General features: G+C 45.0%; 18 protein-coding genes. 1 reads left to right on the top strand and 17 read right to left on the bottom strand.

Annotation, left to right across the window (positions count from 1 at the left end):
- Nucleotides 1-17 precede the first annotated feature (17 nt).
- The 15 genes from asnS to AXI57_RS11270 all read right to left on the bottom strand — a co-directional run bounded on the left by asnS (nt 18) and on the right by AXI57_RS11270 (nt 14,288).
- Nucleotides 18-1,310 carry an asparagine--tRNA ligase gene (asnS, locus tag AXI57_RS11340; RefSeq protein ID WP_010789033.1) on the bottom strand — a complete coding sequence of 431 codons (1,293 nt, stop codon included), beginning with the start codon at nt 1,308-1,310 and terminating at the stop codon, nt 18-20.
- Between the two features lie 139 nt (nt 1,311-1,449).
- Nucleotides 1,450-2,631, bottom strand: coding sequence for a pyridoxal phosphate-dependent aminotransferase (locus AXI57_RS11335; RefSeq protein ID WP_061670108.1), 1,182 nt, complete (start codon nt 2,629-2,631; stop codon nt 1,450-1,452).
- A 22-nt stretch (nt 2,632-2,653) separates the two neighbouring features.
- Entirely contained in the window at nt 2,654-3,139 is a 486-nt protein-coding gene (tseB, locus tag AXI57_RS11330) for a cell wall elongation/penicillin-binding protein regulator TseB (RefSeq protein WP_061670107.1), read from the bottom strand.
- A 9-nt stretch (nt 3,140-3,148) separates the two neighbouring features.
- The gene (locus AXI57_RS20870; RefSeq protein ID WP_003325639.1) at nt 3,149-3,319 is read right to left on the bottom strand and encodes a YpmA family protein; all 171 of its coding nucleotides are present in this window, start codon (nt 3,317-3,319) and stop codon (nt 3,149-3,151) included.
- A gap of 150 nt (nt 3,320-3,469) precedes the next feature.
- Nucleotides 3,470-6,262, bottom strand: a complete 2,793-nt coding sequence (gene dinG / locus AXI57_RS11325; RefSeq protein WP_061670106.1) for an ATP-dependent DNA helicase DinG — start codon at nt 6,260-6,262, stop codon at nt 3,470-3,472.
- Between the two features lie 128 nt (nt 6,263-6,390).
- Nucleotides 6,391-6,774: an aspartate 1-decarboxylase gene (gene panD, locus AXI57_RS11320; protein WP_003325636.1), complete on the bottom strand. Its 384-nt coding sequence runs from the start codon at nt 6,772-6,774 to the stop codon at nt 6,391-6,393.
- 2 nt (nt 6,775-6,776) lie between these two features.
- The gene (panC, locus tag AXI57_RS11315; protein WP_061670105.1) at nt 6,777-7,637 is read right to left on the bottom strand and encodes a pantoate--beta-alanine ligase; all 861 of its coding nucleotides are present in this window, start codon (nt 7,635-7,637) and stop codon (nt 6,777-6,779) included.
- Complete coding sequence (gene panB / locus AXI57_RS11310; protein WP_061670104.1) at nt 7,638-8,471, bottom strand: 3-methyl-2-oxobutanoate hydroxymethyltransferase; 834 nt, start codon at nt 8,469-8,471, stop codon at nt 7,638-7,640.
- A gap of 240 nt (nt 8,472-8,711) precedes the next feature.
- Entirely contained in the window at nt 8,712-9,695 is a 984-nt protein-coding gene (locus AXI57_RS11300; RefSeq protein ID WP_061670103.1) for a biotin--[acetyl-CoA-carboxylase] ligase, read from the bottom strand.
- On the bottom strand, nt 9,680-10,873 hold the full coding sequence (locus tag AXI57_RS11295) for a CCA tRNA nucleotidyltransferase (RefSeq protein ID WP_061670102.1): 1,194 nt from the start codon (nt 10,871-10,873) through the stop codon (nt 9,680-9,682). Before AXI57_RS11295 ends, AXI57_RS11300 begins: the two co-directional genes overlap by 16 nt.
- A 4-nt stretch (nt 10,874-10,877) precedes the next feature.
- The gene (bshA, locus tag AXI57_RS11290) at nt 10,878-12,011 is read right to left on the bottom strand and encodes an N-acetyl-alpha-D-glucosaminyl L-malate synthase BshA (protein ID WP_061670101.1); all 1,134 of its coding nucleotides are present in this window, start codon (nt 12,009-12,011) and stop codon (nt 10,878-10,880) included.
- Nucleotides 12,008-12,718 carry a bacillithiol biosynthesis deacetylase BshB1 gene (gene bshB1, locus AXI57_RS11285; protein ID WP_061670100.1) on the bottom strand — a complete coding sequence of 237 codons (711 nt, stop codon included), beginning with the start codon at nt 12,716-12,718 and terminating at the stop codon, nt 12,008-12,010. The genes bshA and bshB1 overlap by 4 nt, the downstream gene beginning before the upstream one ends.
- Nucleotides 12,711-13,124: a methylglyoxal synthase gene (gene mgsA, locus AXI57_RS11280; protein WP_003325628.1), complete on the bottom strand. Its 414-nt coding sequence runs from the start codon at nt 13,122-13,124 to the stop codon at nt 12,711-12,713. The genes bshB1 and mgsA overlap by 8 nt, the downstream gene beginning before the upstream one ends.
- Before the next feature lie 13 nt (nt 13,125-13,137).
- Nucleotides 13,138-13,941: a 4-hydroxy-tetrahydrodipicolinate reductase gene (gene dapB, locus AXI57_RS11275; RefSeq protein ID WP_010789043.1), complete on the bottom strand. Its 804-nt coding sequence runs from the start codon at nt 13,939-13,941 to the stop codon at nt 13,138-13,140.
- Between the two features lie 11 nt (nt 13,942-13,952).
- Nucleotides 13,953-14,288: a nucleotide pyrophosphohydrolase gene (locus tag AXI57_RS11270; RefSeq protein ID WP_003325626.1), complete on the bottom strand. Its 336-nt coding sequence runs from the start codon at nt 14,286-14,288 to the stop codon at nt 13,953-13,955.
- Between the two features lie 140 nt (nt 14,289-14,428).
- Here AXI57_RS11270 and AXI57_RS11265 point away from each other — a divergent pair, with 140 nt between their 5' ends.
- The gene (locus AXI57_RS11265) at nt 14,429-15,301 is read left to right on the top strand and encodes a YitT family protein (RefSeq protein ID WP_003325624.1); all 873 of its coding nucleotides are present in this window, start codon (nt 14,429-14,431) and stop codon (nt 15,299-15,301) included.
- Nucleotides 15,302-15,337: 36 nt separating this feature from the next.
- Here AXI57_RS11265 and AXI57_RS11260 read toward each other — a convergent pair whose 3' ends face one another.
- Together AXI57_RS11260 and ypjB are read right to left on the bottom strand one after the other, a co-directional pair.
- Nucleotides 15,338-16,510, bottom strand: coding sequence for an oxalate decarboxylase family bicupin (locus AXI57_RS11260; protein WP_061670099.1), 1,173 nt, complete (start codon nt 16,508-16,510; stop codon nt 15,338-15,340).
- Between the two features lie 31 nt (nt 16,511-16,541).
- The gene (gene ypjB, locus AXI57_RS11255; RefSeq protein WP_004429790.1) at nt 16,542-17,336 is read right to left on the bottom strand and encodes a sporulation protein YpjB; all 795 of its coding nucleotides are present in this window, start codon (nt 17,334-17,336) and stop codon (nt 16,542-16,544) included.
- Between the last annotated feature and the right edge of the window lie 29 nt (nt 17,337-17,365).

Raw genomic sequence — 17,365 nt, 5'->3', positions numbered from 1 at the left:
CTTATCACTTACAATTATTAAGGATACAAACGGTTCAATAAACGCGGGAATGGAATGGTTTCACGCACATGAGGCGCTCCGCTGATCCACGCGACTGTCCGCTCTAATCCAAGACCGAAGCCTGAATGCGGCACTGAACCGTATTTTCTAAGCTCAGCATACCACTTATAAGCATCTGATTCCAGCCCGTGTTCTTTAAGGCGCGCTTCAAGAAGTTCCATATCATGAATCCGTTCAGATCCGCCAATGATTTCTCCATAGCCCTCAGGAGCAATCAGATCTGCACACAATACGACATCTTCGCGGTCCTCTGCCGGCTGCATGTAGAACGGCTTTAATGAAGTTGGATAATGAGTGATGAACACAGGCTTGTCATAGCTTTCTGCGATTGCAGTTTCATGAGGAGCTCCGAAATCATCGCCCCACTCAATATCATCAAAGCCTTTTTCTTTTAGAAAGGCGAGCGCTTCATCATAAGTGATTCTTGGGAATGGCGCTTTAATTTGTTCGAGTTTAGAGGTATCTCTTCCCAGAGTGTTTAATTCGATTTTGCAATTTTCAAGCACACTTTGCACAACGAATGAAACATAATTCTCCTGAACCTCAAGGTTTTCATTAAATTCTACAAATGCCATTTCCGGCTCTATCATCCAAAACTCGATGAGATGGCGTTTTGTTTTTGACTTTTCCGCTCTGAATGTCGGACCGAAGGAGAAAACTTTTCCTAAAGCCATCGCCGCTGCTTCCATATACAGCTGGCCGCTTTGAGACAGGTAAGCATCCTCGTCAAAGTATTTCGTCGCAAAAAGCTCTGTCGTTCCCTCAGGAGCGCTTCCCGTTAAAATCGGCGGGTCTACCTTTACAAAGCCTTCGTTATTAAAGAACTCATATGTCGCACGGATGATTTCATTACGAATCTTCATGATCGCATGCTGGCGTTTAGAACGGAGCCATAGGTGCCTGTGATCCATCAAGAATTCTGTACCGTGCTCTTTTGGTGTTATCGGATAATCTGTAGCTTCATGAATGACTTCAATGGATGTCACTGCTAATTCAAAACCGAGAGGAGAACGCTCGTCCTCTTTCACGATACCTTTTACATAGAGTGACGTTTCTTGTGTCACAGACTTAGCCGTTTGGAACATGTTTTCATCAACTTCCGCTTTTACCACGACTCCTTGAATGAAGCCGGTACCGTCTCTCAGCTGTAAAAATGCTATCTTTCCGCTTGAACGCTTATTCGCAACCCAAGCCCCGATCGTAACTTCCTGGCCTACGTGCTTATACACTTGGTTTATTGTAGTTTTCAAAATATTTCCCTCCAGAACAGAAAAACATTCGGCACTATTTAGCCCCGAATCTTTTTTAACATCACTTTATTATAACCGTTCACATCTTACTGGGTCAATGCAGATAAAAAGCGGCTTGTTTATCAGCCGCTTTTGACCACTAGTTATGTTTTTCTACAAAACGGTTTATTCTCTCTACCGCTTTTTCCAGAAGATCTAATGAAGTTGCATAAGAGAGGCGCACATTGTCTGGCGAACCGAAGCCGGAACCTGGTACAATCGCGACTTTCTCCTCTTCAAGCAGCGCTTTCACAAACTCATCGACATCTTTGAATCCGCAGGAATGAGCCGCCTCTATCGCGTTAGGGAACAAGTAAAATGCGCCCTCAGGCTTCACGCAAGTAAAACCTGGGATTTCGATCAGCTTCGCATAGATTGTGTTTAATCTGTGCTCAAATGCCACTCGCATTTCTTCCAATGGCTCACTTGGACCGTTATAGGCTGCAATTGCGCCATATTGAGCGATTGAAGTCGGGTTGGACGTGCTGTGGCTCGCAAGGTTCGTCATCGCTTTGATGATGTCTTGCGCTCCGGCCGCATACCCGATTCTCCAGCCAGTCATACTGTGAGATTTCGAAACACCGTTAATAATAATGGTTTGTTTTTTTAATTTGTCAGAAAGCTGTGCGATCGAAACGTGTTTTCTTCCGCCGTATGTAAGCTTTTCGTAAATCTCGTCAGAAACAATCAGAATATCGTGCTCAAGACAGACTTCACCAAGCGCTGACAGCTCATCCTCAGTGTACATCACGCCGGTCGGATTGCTTGGTGAATTGATCACAATCGCTTTTGTTTTATCTGTGATTGCACTTTTCAGCTGCTCAGGAGAAATTTTAAATTGATTTTCTTCAAGTCCGTCGACATAAACCGGCCGCCCGCCTGCCAATTTCACCTGCTCCGGATAGCTGACCCAGTATGGCGTCGGAATAATTACTTCGTCTTCTTCATCAAGAATGACTTGGAAAAGGGTGTACAAGGCATGCTTGGCACCCGTGCACACGATGATTTCAGAAGGTTTATATTCAATCTGCTGGTCACGTTTGAATTTCTCTACAATACTTTCTTTCAGTGACGCCAGCCCGCCGGATGGCGTATATTTTGTATGACCCTCATTCATTGAACGCACAGCCGCGTCAATAATGTGCTGCGGCGTGTTAAAATCTGGTTCTCCCGCTCCGAGACCGATAACATCATGGCCTGCTTCTTTTAATTCCTTTGCTTTTGCTGTGATTGCAAGTGTGGTAGACGGTGTTAATGCGGATACTCTTTTTGCCAGTTTCAACTTCAATTCCCCCTATTTCGTCTTAAGGCGTGATATTTTTGAGAATCTTTCCACTTGAAAAGTCCACATAGCTCAAACTGTACTGCTCTTCCTTGTCTAAATAGGTCACTTCCCAAAGCAGGACGTTATCTTCTCTTGCCAGGTGAACCTCTTTTTGCTTAGAAACCAATCCTTCACCTTGAATGATTTTTGCCGCTTTCTGTTCGGTTATTCCCTCATTCGCTTTTTTAGAGAGAATTTTCGCTTTTTTATCAGCAGGAACCCATACGTACATGACTGTATCATGTTTGTCAGTTCCCTTTACGATATAATATTTTTCTTTTCCGACAAATGTTTCGACTTGATCAACTTCAGTCAGACCGGTTTCTTTTTTTGCCGAGGCAGCAGCTTCCTCATGCCCTTCTTCCTTTTGCGCCATAGCTGATTTAAAAATGCTTGCCGAAACAAGAAGAACTGCTAAAAAAATAATACCAAAAATCGCAGTAAAGATTAATGTTTTTTTTCTCATCTTCTCCTCCTACGTACGATAAATAGTAAAAACAGCCTGGTTTTGGTCTTCTTCATCCAACGCAAGTCCGAACATTAAATTGTCTCTTTTCAGAGTGCGATTCAGCATATCGACAATTTTATAAAGATCGTCTGAGTGTTCCACATTGATTGTAGATAGAATTTCAATTTTACTTTCCATTTCATTGCCCTCCATTATCAAAACAAATATTGTTAATCATACTCTTTTACCCGTGCGGCATACTATTTACACAAAGCGGCATCAAAGAACCGCTTTTTAAATAAAACACCATCCTTATCCCACACCATTAAAAGCCGCTTTTTGCGGCTTTTATTCTGTTTCGCCCGAGACATAAGCTTCAAGCTCCCTGTCGGTCAGCTCAAATACTGAGGATGTCGGTAGGGCCTCTAGAAACAGGCGGCCATAGCCTGCCGTTTTAATCCGCCTGTCTAAAATGACAATCGTTCCTTTGTCCCCGGCTGTGCGAAGCAAGCGGCCGACTCCCTGTCTGAACGTCAAAACAGCTTCCGGCAGCGAGACAGTTTGAAACGGATTTTTGCCATTTTTGCGAGCCTGCTCACATTTTGCTGCATGAAGCGGATTATCCGGGGACCGAAACGGAAGTCTCGCGATAATAACGGTGGATAGTTCATCCCCCGGAAAGTCGACTCCTTCCCAAAAATGATTTGTTCCGAGCAAAATCGCTTGCTTGCTAGCTTTGAACGTTTTCATTAATTTTCCCGGACTGCCTCCTGTTATGCCTTGCGCCAGCAGCTGAACGCCGGAAAAAGCCGGGCTGTGCTTTAACTCATGATGCACTTTTTTCAGCATTTCATGGGAGGTAAATAGTACAAGGATCTTGGGCTGTGCCTCTTTGCCCATCATCTGAATGTAATGGGCAGTATCTTGGGCAACTTCGGTCTGTCCGGCATCCTGCACGGATCTCATTTCTTTCGGAATAATCACTTTCATGCGGTCATCGTAAGAGAAAGGAGATTCAATTTTGACCGTGCGCGGATAAAAATCCCCAAGCCCGAGACGCTCAATGATATATTGAAAAGAACCTTCCACTGTCAGCGTCGCTGATGTGAGAACGACGCTGTTTTTGCGCGCAAAAAACTGATCCGCCAGCAGCTCTCCCGGGTCTAGAGGCTGAGCGTAAATTGCAACGGCATTTTTTGCGCCTTTTGCATCAATTTCAATCCAAACCGCTTCATTTTCATCAGACTCGAAGAATAGCCTTGTCAGTGTATGGCAATATTCTTTCAGGCTTTGCATGCTTTTGCGGTATTCATCCGCCAAAAAGGCAGCACCGCTTTTCATGTTCGTCAGTTTTTTGTCCATCAGCTCCATTTGGCCTTCAAACTGCTGCTGGACGTGCATAAGCATGGAACAAAGCCGTTCGGCTCCATCGGATAGGGTCGGCCAGCTGTTATCCTGACTTTTTTTGTTCAGCTTAAAGACAAGACGGTTCATGTCGTCTTTAGGTTTTCTGCGTTTCACAAAAGAATGAACCGAACTGAAAAACGCATCGCTTTCTGCCTGAATGTATTGCAGCCATTCATCCATTTCAAAAAAGGAATCCACCGGCAAGTGATGGGTTTGGAACAAGCGGCGCATTCTCTTTAAAAGTCCGCGCTGGTTTAATGTGCCAAGCTGGCTGAGCTTAGCATGAAGCCCTATGTATGTAACTCTTATTCCTAAATGTTCACTTGCCGCACGTTCGAAATGATGCGCTTCATCAATGATTAAGGCGCCGCTTTCCGGAAGCCTTTTTTTTCGGCTGACTTCATCAGTCAGAAGAAGTGCATGGTTTGTCACAATTAAGTCTGACTGCATCGCTTTATGTTGTGCCCGCTCATAAAAACCGCTAATCTGCTCTTTTCGGTTTCTTTTCACTGATTCTTCATCATGAGCCATTCGCTCCCACAGCGTCCTGCCGCCGGACGGCAAATTCAGTTCGGCCACATCGCCTGTATCGGTTTCTGTTAACCAGACGAGAAGCTGGGATTTCGTGAGTACGGCATCGTAATTATCATCTTCCTCATGCAGGATGTGCTCAAATTTATGCAAACATAAATAATGGGACTGGCCTTTTAAAATGGCAGCCGTCACTGAAAAGGGGAACATGCGCTGTACGACCGGCAGTTCCTTATTTAAAATCTGCTGCTGAAGAAGTGTTGAGTACGTACTGATCACAACCGGTTTTTTAGACTTTTTGGCAAAAAGCGCCGCAGGAACAAGATAGCCGATCGTTTTGCCTATCCCCGGAGCCGCTTCTATTAACGCGTGCTCACGATTGGCAAATGCGGTACGCACCTCATTCATCATGATGGTCTGCCCTTCCCTTTTTTCATAGCGGGGCAATAGATCAGAAAGGCTTTTCCCGCTTTCGTTATTCCACATGTCTACATCAGAAGGAAACTGGTCATTATGTGACCCGCCGGTTTCAGCTTCAGGCTCTCTGATTGAGAATGAAGCAAATTTTACATAGCCCGGCGCTTCTGCTTTCTCCCGCTCAAATATAAACGTATCTAACAGAAGCGTCAGATCACTGATAAAATGCTGAGACAGCCTTCTTAATTGCTTTAAGGTCGGCAAAGGAAGCCTTTGCAGTTTGTCAATGATCTTCAAAAAAATGAAACCCGTGACCTCTGCGTCGCTGTCGGCGCGGTGCGGATTCTCATGCTTCAACTGAAGCTCTTCGCTGAGTTCAGTCAGCTTATACCCTTCAAACCCAGGATAGACAATGCGGGAAAGCTCCACTGTGTCCAGCACTTCACAATCAGGGAGCCTGAATCCCGCCTCGTTTAATTCGTACTTGACAAATCCAAGGTCAAAATGGATATTATGAGCGACAAAATAGGCGCCGTCCAGCAATTGAAAAACTTCCTCAGCTACCGCTTCAAAAGGCAGTTCATTCTCTACCATGCTGTTCGTTATGCCAGTCAGCTGTTCAATAAAAAACGGAATTGATTTATTTGGATTAATATATTTGGAAAACCGCTCAGTTATTTGTCCATTTTCAATCACAACCGCTGCGATTTGAATGATTTTATCGCCTTTTTTCGGCGAATTTCCTGTTGTTTCCACGTCTATGACAACGAACCGTTGCTTGTTCATTTAAAATGGACACCTCAATTCTTGCATACGAGAAAAGTGTAACACGTTTTTCTTTGGAATGGAGCGGCAAAACAGCTTTTACTCTGAAATCTTAAAAGAAAACCCCCGATAAAGGGGGCTGTTTGCTTTTACAAAACGGTGCGGGCCGGTTCGCTGCCCAGCATTTGTTCAATTTCATTTTTTTCATTAAGCACGGCGACCTTTGGCTGGTGGCTTGCAGCGTCTTGTTCTGACATCATCTTGTAGGAAATGATAATGACTGTATCACCCGGCTGGACGAGGCGTGCGGCCGCTCCGTTCAGACAAATGACTCCGCTTCCGCGCTCACCGGGAATAATATAGGTTTCCAGACGGGCTCCGTTATTATTATTCACAATTTGAACTTTTTCATTAGCTAGCATTCCGACCGCGTCAATGAGGTCTTCATCAATGGTAATGCTGCCGACATAATTCAGGTTGGCTTCAGTGACAGTTGCCCGGTGGAGTTTTCCGCTCATCATCGTGCGATACATATTTATATTCTCTCCATTTCGTGAATATCAATAATAATATTGTCTATTAAACGCGCCTTTGAAAATTTGACTGCTGCAGCGAGAATGACTTTCCCTTCTAGTTTATCCTGCTTTGTGAGCTCAGGATAAGAGTAGAGTTCCACATAATCAATGGCACCGCTTGTTGTCCCGATGATATCTGCTGCGGCTTTGATCACCGCTTCAGGGTTTCTTTCACCGGCCCTGATCAGCTCAGCGCCTTGCTGAAGAGCTTTATAAAGTCTCGGGGCTTCGTTTCTCTCTTTTTCAGTTAAATATACGTTGCGAGAGCTTTTCGCAAGTCCGTCTTCCTCTCTGACTGTATCCACACCGACCAGCTCAATATCCATAAAAAAATCACTGATTAAACCGTCAACGACAGCAACCTGCTGTGCATCCTTGAGACCAAAATACGCCCTTTCCGGCTTTATTAGATTGAAAAACTTCGTTAAGACTGTTGCCACGCCGTCGAAGTGCCCTTCTCTTGATCGCCCGCACAAGACGTCGGTCCGTCTTTTCACTTGCACTGCGACATTTGGATCGCCATTATACATACTGTCGGCAGACGGAGTAAAAAGAAGATCTATTCCCGCACTTTCAGCAAGTTTCGTATCCCGCTCAAGATCTCGGGGATACGCTTCAAAATCCTCTCCGGGACCGAATTGTGCAGGATTCACAAAAATGCTCATCACCGCAATGTCGTTTTCCTGACTCGCTTTATCAGCCAACTTCAGGTGTCCTTCATGCAGAAAACCCATCGTCGGCACGAAACCGATTGATTTGCCTACTGATTTATATTGGTTGATTATGGTTTTCAGTTCTGAAATATCTGTGATGTGTTTCATTTATTTCCCTCCGTACAAGCCTTCAAGCACTGTTTGATTCAGCTGAAAGGAGTGCTTTTGTTCAGGGAAAGCTCGCTTTCTCACATCATGGACATATCCGCTGATCGCCGTTTCAATAGCACCGTCAATTTGTTCATACTGTTTAACGAATTTAGGCATTCTGGCCACACCGTAGCCGACCACATCATGAAATACAAGAACCTGACCGTCCGCTTGCGCTCCCGCTCCGATGCCGATTACAGGTATTGTCAGTTCCTCAGCAATTTTTGCGGTAAGTTCAGCCGGAACACACTCGAGCACAAGCATCATTGCTCCCGCTTCCTCACATTTTTTACTGTCTTCAAGCAATTTTTTTGCGCTTTGCTCATCTTTCCCTTGGACTTTATAACCGCCTAACACGCCTACTGATTGCGGCGTGAGCCCTAAATGACTGACAACAGGGATTCCTCCGAGCGTCAGAGCGCGGATTGATTCAAAGACGCCGTCTCCGCCCTCAAGCTTTAACGCATCCGCTCCGCTTTCCTGAATGATGGCCGCGGCGTTTTTAAGCGTCTCATCTTTAGAGAGGTGATAAGACATAAAGGGCATATCTGTCACGATAAATGTGTTTGCCGCACCCCGTTTGACCGCTTTTGTATGGTGGATCATGTCGGCAACAGTTACACCTACAGTAGAGTCCAGGCCGAGCACGACCATTCCCAGTGAATCACCGACTAAAATCATATCAACGCCCGCCTGTTCAGCAAGCTTGGCCGACGGGTAATCATAAGCCGTCAGCATGACAATCGGTTCTTCATTTTTCTTCATTTTTAAGAAATCGAGCTTTGTTTTCATCTTTCTCCTCCTCTTGTAGAGGAGATGAGCTGCCGCTTCTTTTACAAGCCAAAAAACCTTCCGTTTTTCCAGAAGGATTCTTCACTTATCTTGAAGTTTCGGCGAGTTTCATCCCTCTGTCCCAGTCCTTTTGGATCAAGGCAGACTGCTGCTATATCTTTGTCTATTTGGAAAAATAGGTGCAGTTCGCAGGCGATACTGCCCATTGGAAGTATACCAAAATCATCTGGCTTGTACCAACTAGAAAGATTCCATTTCAATATCGGCTGAATAGATTTTTTTAATGCCTTCTTTTGTTTCTAACAGAAGAACCCCTTCATCATCTATTCCTAGCGATTTTCCGTAAAATGTCCCTTTTAAGGTTCTTGCCCTTAATTCTTGGCCGATACCAAGCGCATAGCTTTCCCATAAGAGCTTGATCGGGGTGAAACCGTGTTTTAAATAATCATGATACCGTTTTTCAAATGACAGCAAAATTTGCTGGATCAATCCTGCCCGGTCTATTTTTTCCCCTGCTTCCTGGCTGAGGCTCGTCGCAATTTGCTGAAGCTCTTGCGGAAAATCGGCTGACTGCTGGTTCACATTAATGCCAATGCCGATGATAATTGACCGGACGCGGTCTTCCTCGGCTTGCATCTCAGTTAAGATACCGACAGCTTTTTTTCCGTGAATCAGAAGATCATTAGGCCATTTAATGTCCGCTTGGACGCCTGCAGCTTCTTCAATTGCCTGCACAACGGCGACAGCAGACAAAAGGGTCAGCTGCGGCGTTTGTTGAAGCGGGATATCCGGCCTTAAAATAAGACTCATCCAGATTCCGTTTCCTTCTTGAGAATGCCATACTCTTGACATTCGCCCCCTGCCCGCTGTTTGTTTATCGGCAACAACGAGAGTTCCTTCCGGCGCACCATTATTTGCCAGTGCATGAGCGGTTTTTTGGGTAGACGGCAGAACATCGTGATAATAAAGCTGCCGGCCCAACAGTTCAGTCTTCAACCCGAAACGAATCTCACTTTCACTTAGTTTCCCGGGCTTTTTTACCAGCCGATAGCCTTTTCTCCTGACGGCCTCTACTTCATAACCTTCATTGCGAAGCTCTTCTATATGCTTCCACACGGCGGTTCTGGAGCAGCCGAGAGCGTCACTTATTTTTTGGCCGGAAATAAACTCATCTCCGGCCTTTGAAAACAAGTCGATTAACTGTGTTCTTAACTTTGATCCCATGACTTCAGCCACTCCTCTAAGTGTTTCTTTTGATTGGAGAGCTTTCCTGTAACAACAGCCTGCTCAATCCGCTGCAGCTCTTCTGAAACCCATTTTCCCGCAGGGCGGTTTCTTACATTCAGTAAATCTTGTCCTGTTATGTCGAGATCTTTGAGGCTTTTAATCGGCAGGCTGCGGTACTCTTTTCTGACGGCCTCAAGCTTTTCTTTATCCACTTGCTTGGTTTCTGACAGCATCTTAATCTTCACAGCGGAAATTAGCGCCTTTTCTCCTGCTTGATACATGGACAGCGCATCAAGTTCTTGATAAAAGGTGTCGGCGATGCGGGATGCTTCTTTGATCACTTTTCCGGGAAGTTTCCATTTTTTCAGAAAAGGTGTTTGATCTTTTGCATTGATCTTGAGATAAACCAAGATCGCTGCCCAAAGTTCCTCCCGCTCTTTTAATAACGAAAACGGACATTCACTCGCATAGAGCAAATGTTCTTTTTTATCAGAGAATCCTGGCAGCTCTTCGAAAAGTCCTGTTTTCACCATCATTCGGAGAGCGGAGCTGCACGACTTTCCTTGTAAAAGTTTCTCAAACTCCACCGTTTTCCGTTCAACAGAAACATAACGAAGCAAACTGCGGCTGCGTTCGATGGCAGCTGCGGTTTCTTCTGAGAGCACGAAGCCGAGCTGGCTCATAAATCTGATGGCTCTGAGCATACGCAGTGCATCCTCTTGAAATCGGTCTTCAGGCTTTCCGACAGTCCGTATCAGCTGATGATCAATATCCTGTCTTCCTCCGAAATAATCAACCAGCTCTCCATCTGTCTTCATCGCCATAGCGTTAATCGTCAAATCTCTGCGTTTCAAATCTTCTTCTAATGAAGTGATAAAGTGCACTTCTGACGGTCTTCTGTAATCTTGATAATCCGATTCTGTCCGGAATGTCGTCACTTCATAGGTCTCATCTTCCCACAGCACAATGATGGTTCCGTGCTCTTTGCCGACATCTACCGTACGCTTAAACAAACGTTCCACCTCATTCGGCGCGGCATCTGTGGCGATATCAACATCACCGATTGCCCGTTTCATATAGCTGTCCCGAACGGCGCCGCCGACAAAATAAGCTTGATGGCCAGCCTCTATTAATGTGTTGAGCACAGGAAGCGCTTTGATAAAAACTTGTTCCATGTCATCACTCCGGTTCTGCTAAATCGGCATAGATCTGTTCGTATTCACTGACGATTTTTTGTGATGAAAATTCGTTCTTCAGCATGTGAAGCGCCGCATCTGTAAATTGTTTTCTGAGCTGTTCATCCTCTAAAATGCGCAAGGCTTTTGCTGATGCATCCTCAATATCGCCGATATCCACTAAAAAGCCGCTCACATTGTTCTTTATGACTTCAGGTATCCCGCCGACATTTGTTCCGATACACGGTACGCCGCAGGCCATTGCTTCAAGCAGAACAAGGCCAAAGCTTTCTTTTTCAGAAAGAAGCAGCTTAACATCGCTTATTGAATACAGCTCCTCTACCCGGTCTTGATTTCCGAGCAGCATCACTTGATTTTCAAGGCCGTACTTTCTGACAAGCTCACAAGCGACTGATTTTTCGGGACCGTCTCCTACCAGAAGCAATTTTGCTTTTGTTTGATTGACGATGTTCCGGAAAACATGAATGACATCCTGCACCCGCTTGACCTTTCTGAAATTCGAGACATGAACCACTACTTTTTCGTCTGGTGAAATGCCGTATTTTTCTTTTATGCTTCTTGTATTTTTCTTCAGATATACCCGTTCATCGATAAAATTGTATATGGTTTCAATTTTTTTCTCTGGTTTGATTAAGTCATAGGTTTCAGCCGCAAGAGCTGAGGAAACGGCTGTCACTCTGTCTGAGGCTTCAATCGCAAATCGGATTAAGTCTTTTAACGACGGATCATAGCCTAACACGGTAATATCTGTGCCGTGAAGAGTGGTGACGATGCCGATATCCCGTTTAAGCATCTGTTTAGCTAAATACGCGCAAACCGCATGCGGCAGAGCGTAGTGCGCATGGATAATGTCTAAATTCTCCCGCTCCGCTACCTCTGCAATTTTGCTTGCCAGTGACAAATCATATGGCGGGTGTTTGAAAACAGCATATTGATTCACTTCCACTTCATGGAAATGGATATTTGGATGATATGTATTTAATCGAAAAGGAATGCTTGATGTAATAAAATGAATGTCATGGCCCTTTTCTGCAAGCAGCTTCCCGAGCTCGGTGGCAATGATGCCTGAGCCGCCGACGCTAGGATAGCATGTAATGCCAATTTTCAGCTTCTTCATTGTTCGCCTCCGAGCAGATCATGATTGAGGACCAAAAGCCGCTTTGAAAAGAATCCTTCCGCATACCCTACACCTGCTTCTTTTCCGTACAGCCGTTCCCGTGCCTCTACCATCTCAATGTATCCGTTTGTAAGCGGCGTTTCTACTGAATCCTCTGACGGCACAAACTGGCTTTGATAAGCTTGAAGGCTCTGCTTTTTATCCTCTATCGTCTCTGTAATGTCAATGACAAAATCAGGCCGATGGAACCCGTTTATCATATAGTATAAAACCTTTTCCACCTTATGAGGCGGGAGATTTTTTTCATCTTTAAATTTACGTATCCCCGCGGAAAAGACTGCCTCTTCCACAAGAGCAGCCGCATTGCCGTGATCAGGATGCCGATCTTCTTTATAAGGCATAAACACAGCTTTCGGCCGGCAGGATCTGATTACACTCACAATCGCGCGTATGGCATGGTCGTTCATCACCAGTCCGCGGTCAGGAAGCCCGAGCTGAATTCTTTGTTCCACACCGAGTATGCGGGCTGCTGCGGCCGCTTCTTCTTTTCTCAGGCAGACCGTGCCGTTTGAAGATAACTCCGCCTCAGTCAGATCGCATATACCGGCCTTTTTTCCTTGTTTGACAAACTTTGCAATCGTTCCGCCCATACCGATCTCGACATCATCACTATGAGCGCCAAAAGCGAGGAGATCAAGGTTACCCATTTGTATCTTCCCCGCGGATCAGATTGCGGAATTCAAATGCGCCTTCTTCAAGAGAACGGACTAAAATTTCCGCAGTTCCCATATTTGTAGCAAGCGGTATCGCATAAACGTCACACAAACGGATTAATGCCGAAACATCCGGCTCGTGCGGCTGCGCCGTAAGAGGATCACGCAAAAAGATAACGAGATCGAGCGCGTTAGCTGCAATCAAAGCTCCGATTTGCTGATCCCCTCCCAAAGGACCTGATTGAAATCGCTCAACAGAAAGGCCTGTCGCCTCTTGAATTTTCAGTCCGGTTGTACCGGTCGCATATAAGTCATGCCCGCTCAAGATCGTTTTATATGCAGTCGTAAACTGCACCATGTCTTGTTTTTTCTTGTCATGAGCGATTAAAGCGATTTTCATCTGTTATCCCCCTTTAGTCTATAATGTTTTCAAGCCCATAAACGAGCTGGTCAATTTTCATCACTTGTTCGACGGCAAGTTTGACTCCTGACATGAAGGAAGCGCGATTATAGGAATCATGGCGGATCTTAAGCGATTGGCCGTCCATGCCGAACATGACTTCCTGATGTGCGATCAATCCCGGAAGACGTACACTGTGAAGACGGATGCCGTTTTGTTCAGCGCCGCGCGCGCCCGGAAGAATTTCCTTTTCATCGGGATGCCCCTGCTGTTTATCACTGCGGACTGCAGAAATCATCTCCGCCGTTTTTAATGCCGTTCCGCTTGGAGCGTCAAGCTTTTGATCATGGTGAAGCTCGATAATTTCCACATCTTCAAAGTAGTTGGCTGCCATTTGCGAAAATTTCATCATGAGCACCGCGCCTAATGCGAAGTTTGGTGCGATGATAGCGCCGATTCCTTTGTCTTCTGTCAGTGTTTTAAGATCCTCTAAATCACTCTCTGTGAAACCGGTCGTACCCACTACCGGCCGAACACCATGCTCTAATGCCACCTTCGTATGAACTTTCCCGATTTCCGGCGTCGTTAAATCAATCAGCACAGCAGGCTGGGTTTCTTGAAAACATTGAGTAATATCTGTATAAATAAGTGCTTCTGAATCAGAAGACATCACTTCTGACAGTTTTTTTTGATTGTATGTATGGTCAACTGCTCCGACAAGCTCAAAATGAGGCGTGCTTTCAGCCAATTTAACAGCTTCTTGTCCCATTCTTCCTCTTGGTCCTGCTATAACTACTTTGATTGTTTCATTCGGCATTCTAATCTCCTCTACTTTCCTTCTTCTTTTCTCGTCCAGCGGTTTTTATCTCTCGTATTAAATTTATGCATAACACGGTCATGGGCTTCCTCTAATGAAATATTCAGAGAGTTGGCTAAGCAAATCAGCACAAACAAGACATCTCCCATTTCCTCTTCCATGCTTTTATCATCTTCAGTCGCCTTCTTCGGCTTTTCTCCATAGTAATGATTCACTTCTCTTGCAAGTTCGCCCAGCTCCTCTGTCAAACGGGCCATCATGGCAAGCGGGCTGAAATAGCCTTCTTTAAATTGGCCGATGTATTGATCCACCTCAGCCTGTAATTCTTTCATCGTTTTATCACTCACTGCGCGAAACCTCCTATCATCTCTTACATGTTAGCTAATTCAGATACGTTTGACAAATGTTTAAGCAGGTGTTTGCTGTTTTCTTTTGTATCCTCTATAATATTAACGCAATCTCATGGAAGGAAAAGGGGTTTTGTGTAATGCTTGGAGAAATCAGATTGAAAAACATTTGTTTCATTTTAATAGGAGCGGCCATTTTTTCGTTCGGACTTGTTCATTTTAATATGCAGAACAACTTAGCCGAAGGCGGGTTTACCGGAATTACGCTTTTGCTTTATGCTCTATTTCACATCAGCCCGTCTATTTCGAACCTTGTGTTAAACATTCCGATATTCTTTATTGGCTGGCGTATGCTCGGCAGAACGATGTTTGTTTATACCATTGTCGGCACCGTCGCTTTGTCTCTTTTTCTCAGTATCTTTCAGCGTTACGAAATCCATATGCCCCTTCAGCACGACTTGGCGCTTGCCGCCTTATTTGCCGGTGTGTTTATCGGCGCCGGTTTAGGAATCATCTTTAAATTCGGAGGCACAACCGGCGGAGTAGATATTATCGCCCGCCTGATCAATAAGTTCTTTGGGATACCCATGGGAAGAACAATGTTCGCCTTTGATGCCTGCGTCATCGTTTTATCGTTACTCACGTATCTCTCATATAAAGAAGCCATGTACACCCTTGTTGCGGTATTTGTGGCAGCAAGATTAATTGATTTCATCCAGGAAGGCGGATACGGTGCAAAAGGCGCTACTATTATATCCATGAAAAATGACATGATCCAGCAAAAAATCATTGAAGAAATGGAAAGAGGGGTCACGGTCTTAAAAGGTCAGGGATCGTATACGAAAGAGGACAGAGATGTGCTTTATTGTGTCGTTCCGAAAAATGAAATCGTCCTGCTAAAAAGTGTGATTACCTCAGTTGACCCGCACGCATTTGTAGCCGTGAGCGATGTTCATGACGTGCTCGGGGAAGGCTTCACTCATGATGAGAATAAAAATCCTATCACACGCTAATCAATACAAATAGGCGGCATTCGCCGCCTTTCGCTGCTAATCACTTTTCCATTTTACAACCGGAAATTTTTCTTTTTGTAACACATCTGTAAACGCAGCTCCGACATTCAGCGTCCGCTGCATAAAACCATGCGGCGTTAATGCGAGCCATTGGTTTAACGACACATCCTCAAACCGGTCACTTTTAAATACCTCTAAAAAACGCAGAACCGTACTGCCTGTATTTTGTATATAATGGCCCATTGCAAAGGGAACGTAGCCTACATCACCCGCTTGATAATTAAACGTTCTCGCTTTTCCTTCCGCTGCAAAAACGGTCATCTTTGCTTTGCCTGAAATATAATACTGCCACTCATCAGTATTCGGATGCCAATGCATTTCCCTCATTCCGCCCGGTTCTACTTCCACAACGGCGGCAGCAATTGTTTTTGATGCCTTAAAAAGAGAAGAATCTGCAATACGGACTTTGCCACCATTGGTGATAATCGGGGCTTGCTTCGTCAGTTTGTAGCTAAAGGGTTCGGGGACCGTGCCATTTGGAGAATCAATTTTCACTTCGTTTATTGAAGGAGGCGTTCCCAGCTGGAACATATAGCGTTCTTTCGCCGGAATATGCGCAAGTTCATAACCTGGAATGCCAAAATTAGCAGCCAACACGCTCCGGGGTGTATGGGCAAACCAATCCGTCACAGAAAAAGTGCTGTTTTCGGAGAATGAACCGTTATCAAAAACAAGCAAAAATTCACTGCCTTCCTCCAACCCTTGAATCGAATGGGGAATACCTGACGGAAAGTACCAGAGATCGCCTTCTCCGACATCATCAATGAAATTTCGTCCCTTTTGATCCACGGCAGTAATCCGGACCTTGCCGTTTAACACATAGCCCCACTCTGCTTCTTTATGCCAGTGAAGCTCCCGCACTCCGCCCGGCTTCAGCCGCATATTCACAGCCGCAAGCTGGGTCGCCGCCGGCAGTTCCCGCACTGTCACTTCTCTTGACCATCCGCCGTGCTCCAGTCTCATATGTGTGTCTGAAAAGGAAAATTTCAAATTCTCAATTATACCAGCATCTGTAGGCGGCGGCACCAGCATATCCGGATTTTGCAGATCCCGCTCAAGGTTGCGGGGACCGTCATCAGTCGCCCCTTTATCGCCTCTGATAGGCTGCGGGATACGGCTTGAAGGCATTTGCTGAATGATTTTTTTCATTTCGCATCTTCTCCTTTACGGCTAAGAACATTTATTTAGGATAATCACGTTTTTTCAATTTGTTCTTTTCCGCTCTGTATTTTCGGTACCCGACATAGGTGAGCGCAGTAATAATGATGCCTCCTGTTGTGAGAATAACCCATAACAAAGAGGGGTCCGCATCATCTTTTTCCACCCTGTCGAATACACTTTTCAAATCTTTTTGGAGAAGTGAGAGCCGTTCAAGCTTTGTGCTTACCGTCATATGCTGAAACGCTTCTTGTTCGATCACATCAATATGCTTTCCCACATCATCAAGCTGATCAATTGAAATATCCATCGTTAAACTCGGATAAATTAAATCATATAAAGATATAAATTCATTCCACTTTTCGTGAAAGTTTGTTTTCTCATTTTCCTGGACTTCTTTTTTTAAAGCGCTGAACGTTTCCATAATTGGCTTTTCAAGCGATCCCCAAAGAGGATCGGACTGATTTTTGACTGCATCCATCAGCATCCTGAATTGTGCTGCCGCCCGCAGCTTTTCACTATCTGAAGTGTCTGTTTGCTTTAAACTCCGCTCCATATCGTTAAAGCCCAGTGTGATCTGGCGAATTTGAGCGCCGGACAAAGATTGATTGGCCGGACTTTTTTCAGCCGCTTTTAATTTTTTTTCAAAGTAACCTAGCACTTGAAGCGCCTCGTCATATTGCGACTGCCGGGTCATTTGGAAAACCGTATCGGATAGCTCGTTCAATTCCTCGAGGCTCCCCCGCTCTTCAGCTTTGGCATTTCCGATATAGAAAATAAGAGCAAGTAACAAACAGATTGTCAGCTTTCGTTTCATGCAGGTCCCTCCCACTCTCTCTCCTTACA

This window comes from Bacillus atrophaeus, assembly GCF_001584335.1.
Taxonomy (GTDB): Bacteria; Bacillota; Bacilli; order Bacillales; family Bacillaceae; genus Bacillus; species Bacillus atrophaeus.
The sequence above is the reverse complement of the archived record's forward strand: the minus strand, read 5'-3'. Positions and strand labels throughout refer to the sequence as shown.

Coding starts and splice junctions, on each gene's coding strand:
- AXI57_RS11260 (WP_061670099.1), bottom strand. CDS start 16,510: ATGAAAAAAATCATTCAGCAAATGCCTTCAAGCCGTATCCCGCAGCCT.
- tseB (WP_061670107.1), bottom strand. CDS start 3,139: ATGAGAAAAAAAACATTAATCTTTACTGCGATTTTTGGTATTATTTTT.
- AXI57_RS11300 (WP_061670103.1), bottom strand. CDS start 9,695: ATGGGATCAAAGTTAAGAACACAGTTAATCGACTTGTTTTCAAAGGCC.
- ypjB (WP_004429790.1), bottom strand. CDS start 17,336: ATGAAACGAAAGCTGACAATCTGTTTGTTACTTGCTCTTATTTTCTAT.
- AXI57_RS11265 (WP_003325624.1), top strand. CDS start 14,429: ATGCTTGGAGAAATCAGATTGAAAAACATTTGTTTCATTTTAATAGGA.
- bshA (WP_061670101.1), bottom strand. CDS start 12,011: ATGAAGAAGCTGAAAATTGGCATTACATGCTATCCTAGCGTCGGCGGC.
- panC (WP_061670105.1), bottom strand. CDS start 7,637: ATGAAACACATCACAGATATTTCAGAACTGAAAACCATAATCAACCAA.
- panB (WP_061670104.1), bottom strand. CDS start 8,471: ATGAAAACAAAGCTCGATTTCTTAAAAATGAAGAAAAATGAAGAACCG.
- dapB (WP_010789043.1), bottom strand. CDS start 13,941: ATGCCGAATGAAACAATCAAAGTAGTTATAGCAGGACCAAGAGGAAGA.
- dinG (WP_061670106.1), bottom strand. CDS start 6,262: ATGAACAAGCAACGGTTCGTTGTCATAGACGTGGAAACAACAGGAAAT.
- panD (WP_003325636.1), bottom strand. CDS start 6,774: ATGTATCGCACGATGATGAGCGGAAAACTCCACCGGGCAACTGTCACT.
- mgsA (WP_003325628.1), bottom strand. CDS start 13,124: ATGAAAATCGCTTTAATCGCTCATGACAAGAAAAAACAAGACATGGTG.
- AXI57_RS20870 (WP_003325639.1), bottom strand. CDS start 3,319: ATGGAAAGTAAAATTGAAATTCTATCTACAATCAATGTGGAACACTCA.
- bshB1 (WP_061670100.1), bottom strand. CDS start 12,718: ATGGGTAACCTTGATCTCCTCGCTTTTGGCGCTCATAGTGATGATGTC.
- AXI57_RS11295 (WP_061670102.1), bottom strand. CDS start 10,873: ATGGAACAAGTTTTTATCAAAGCGCTTCCTGTGCTCAACACATTAATA.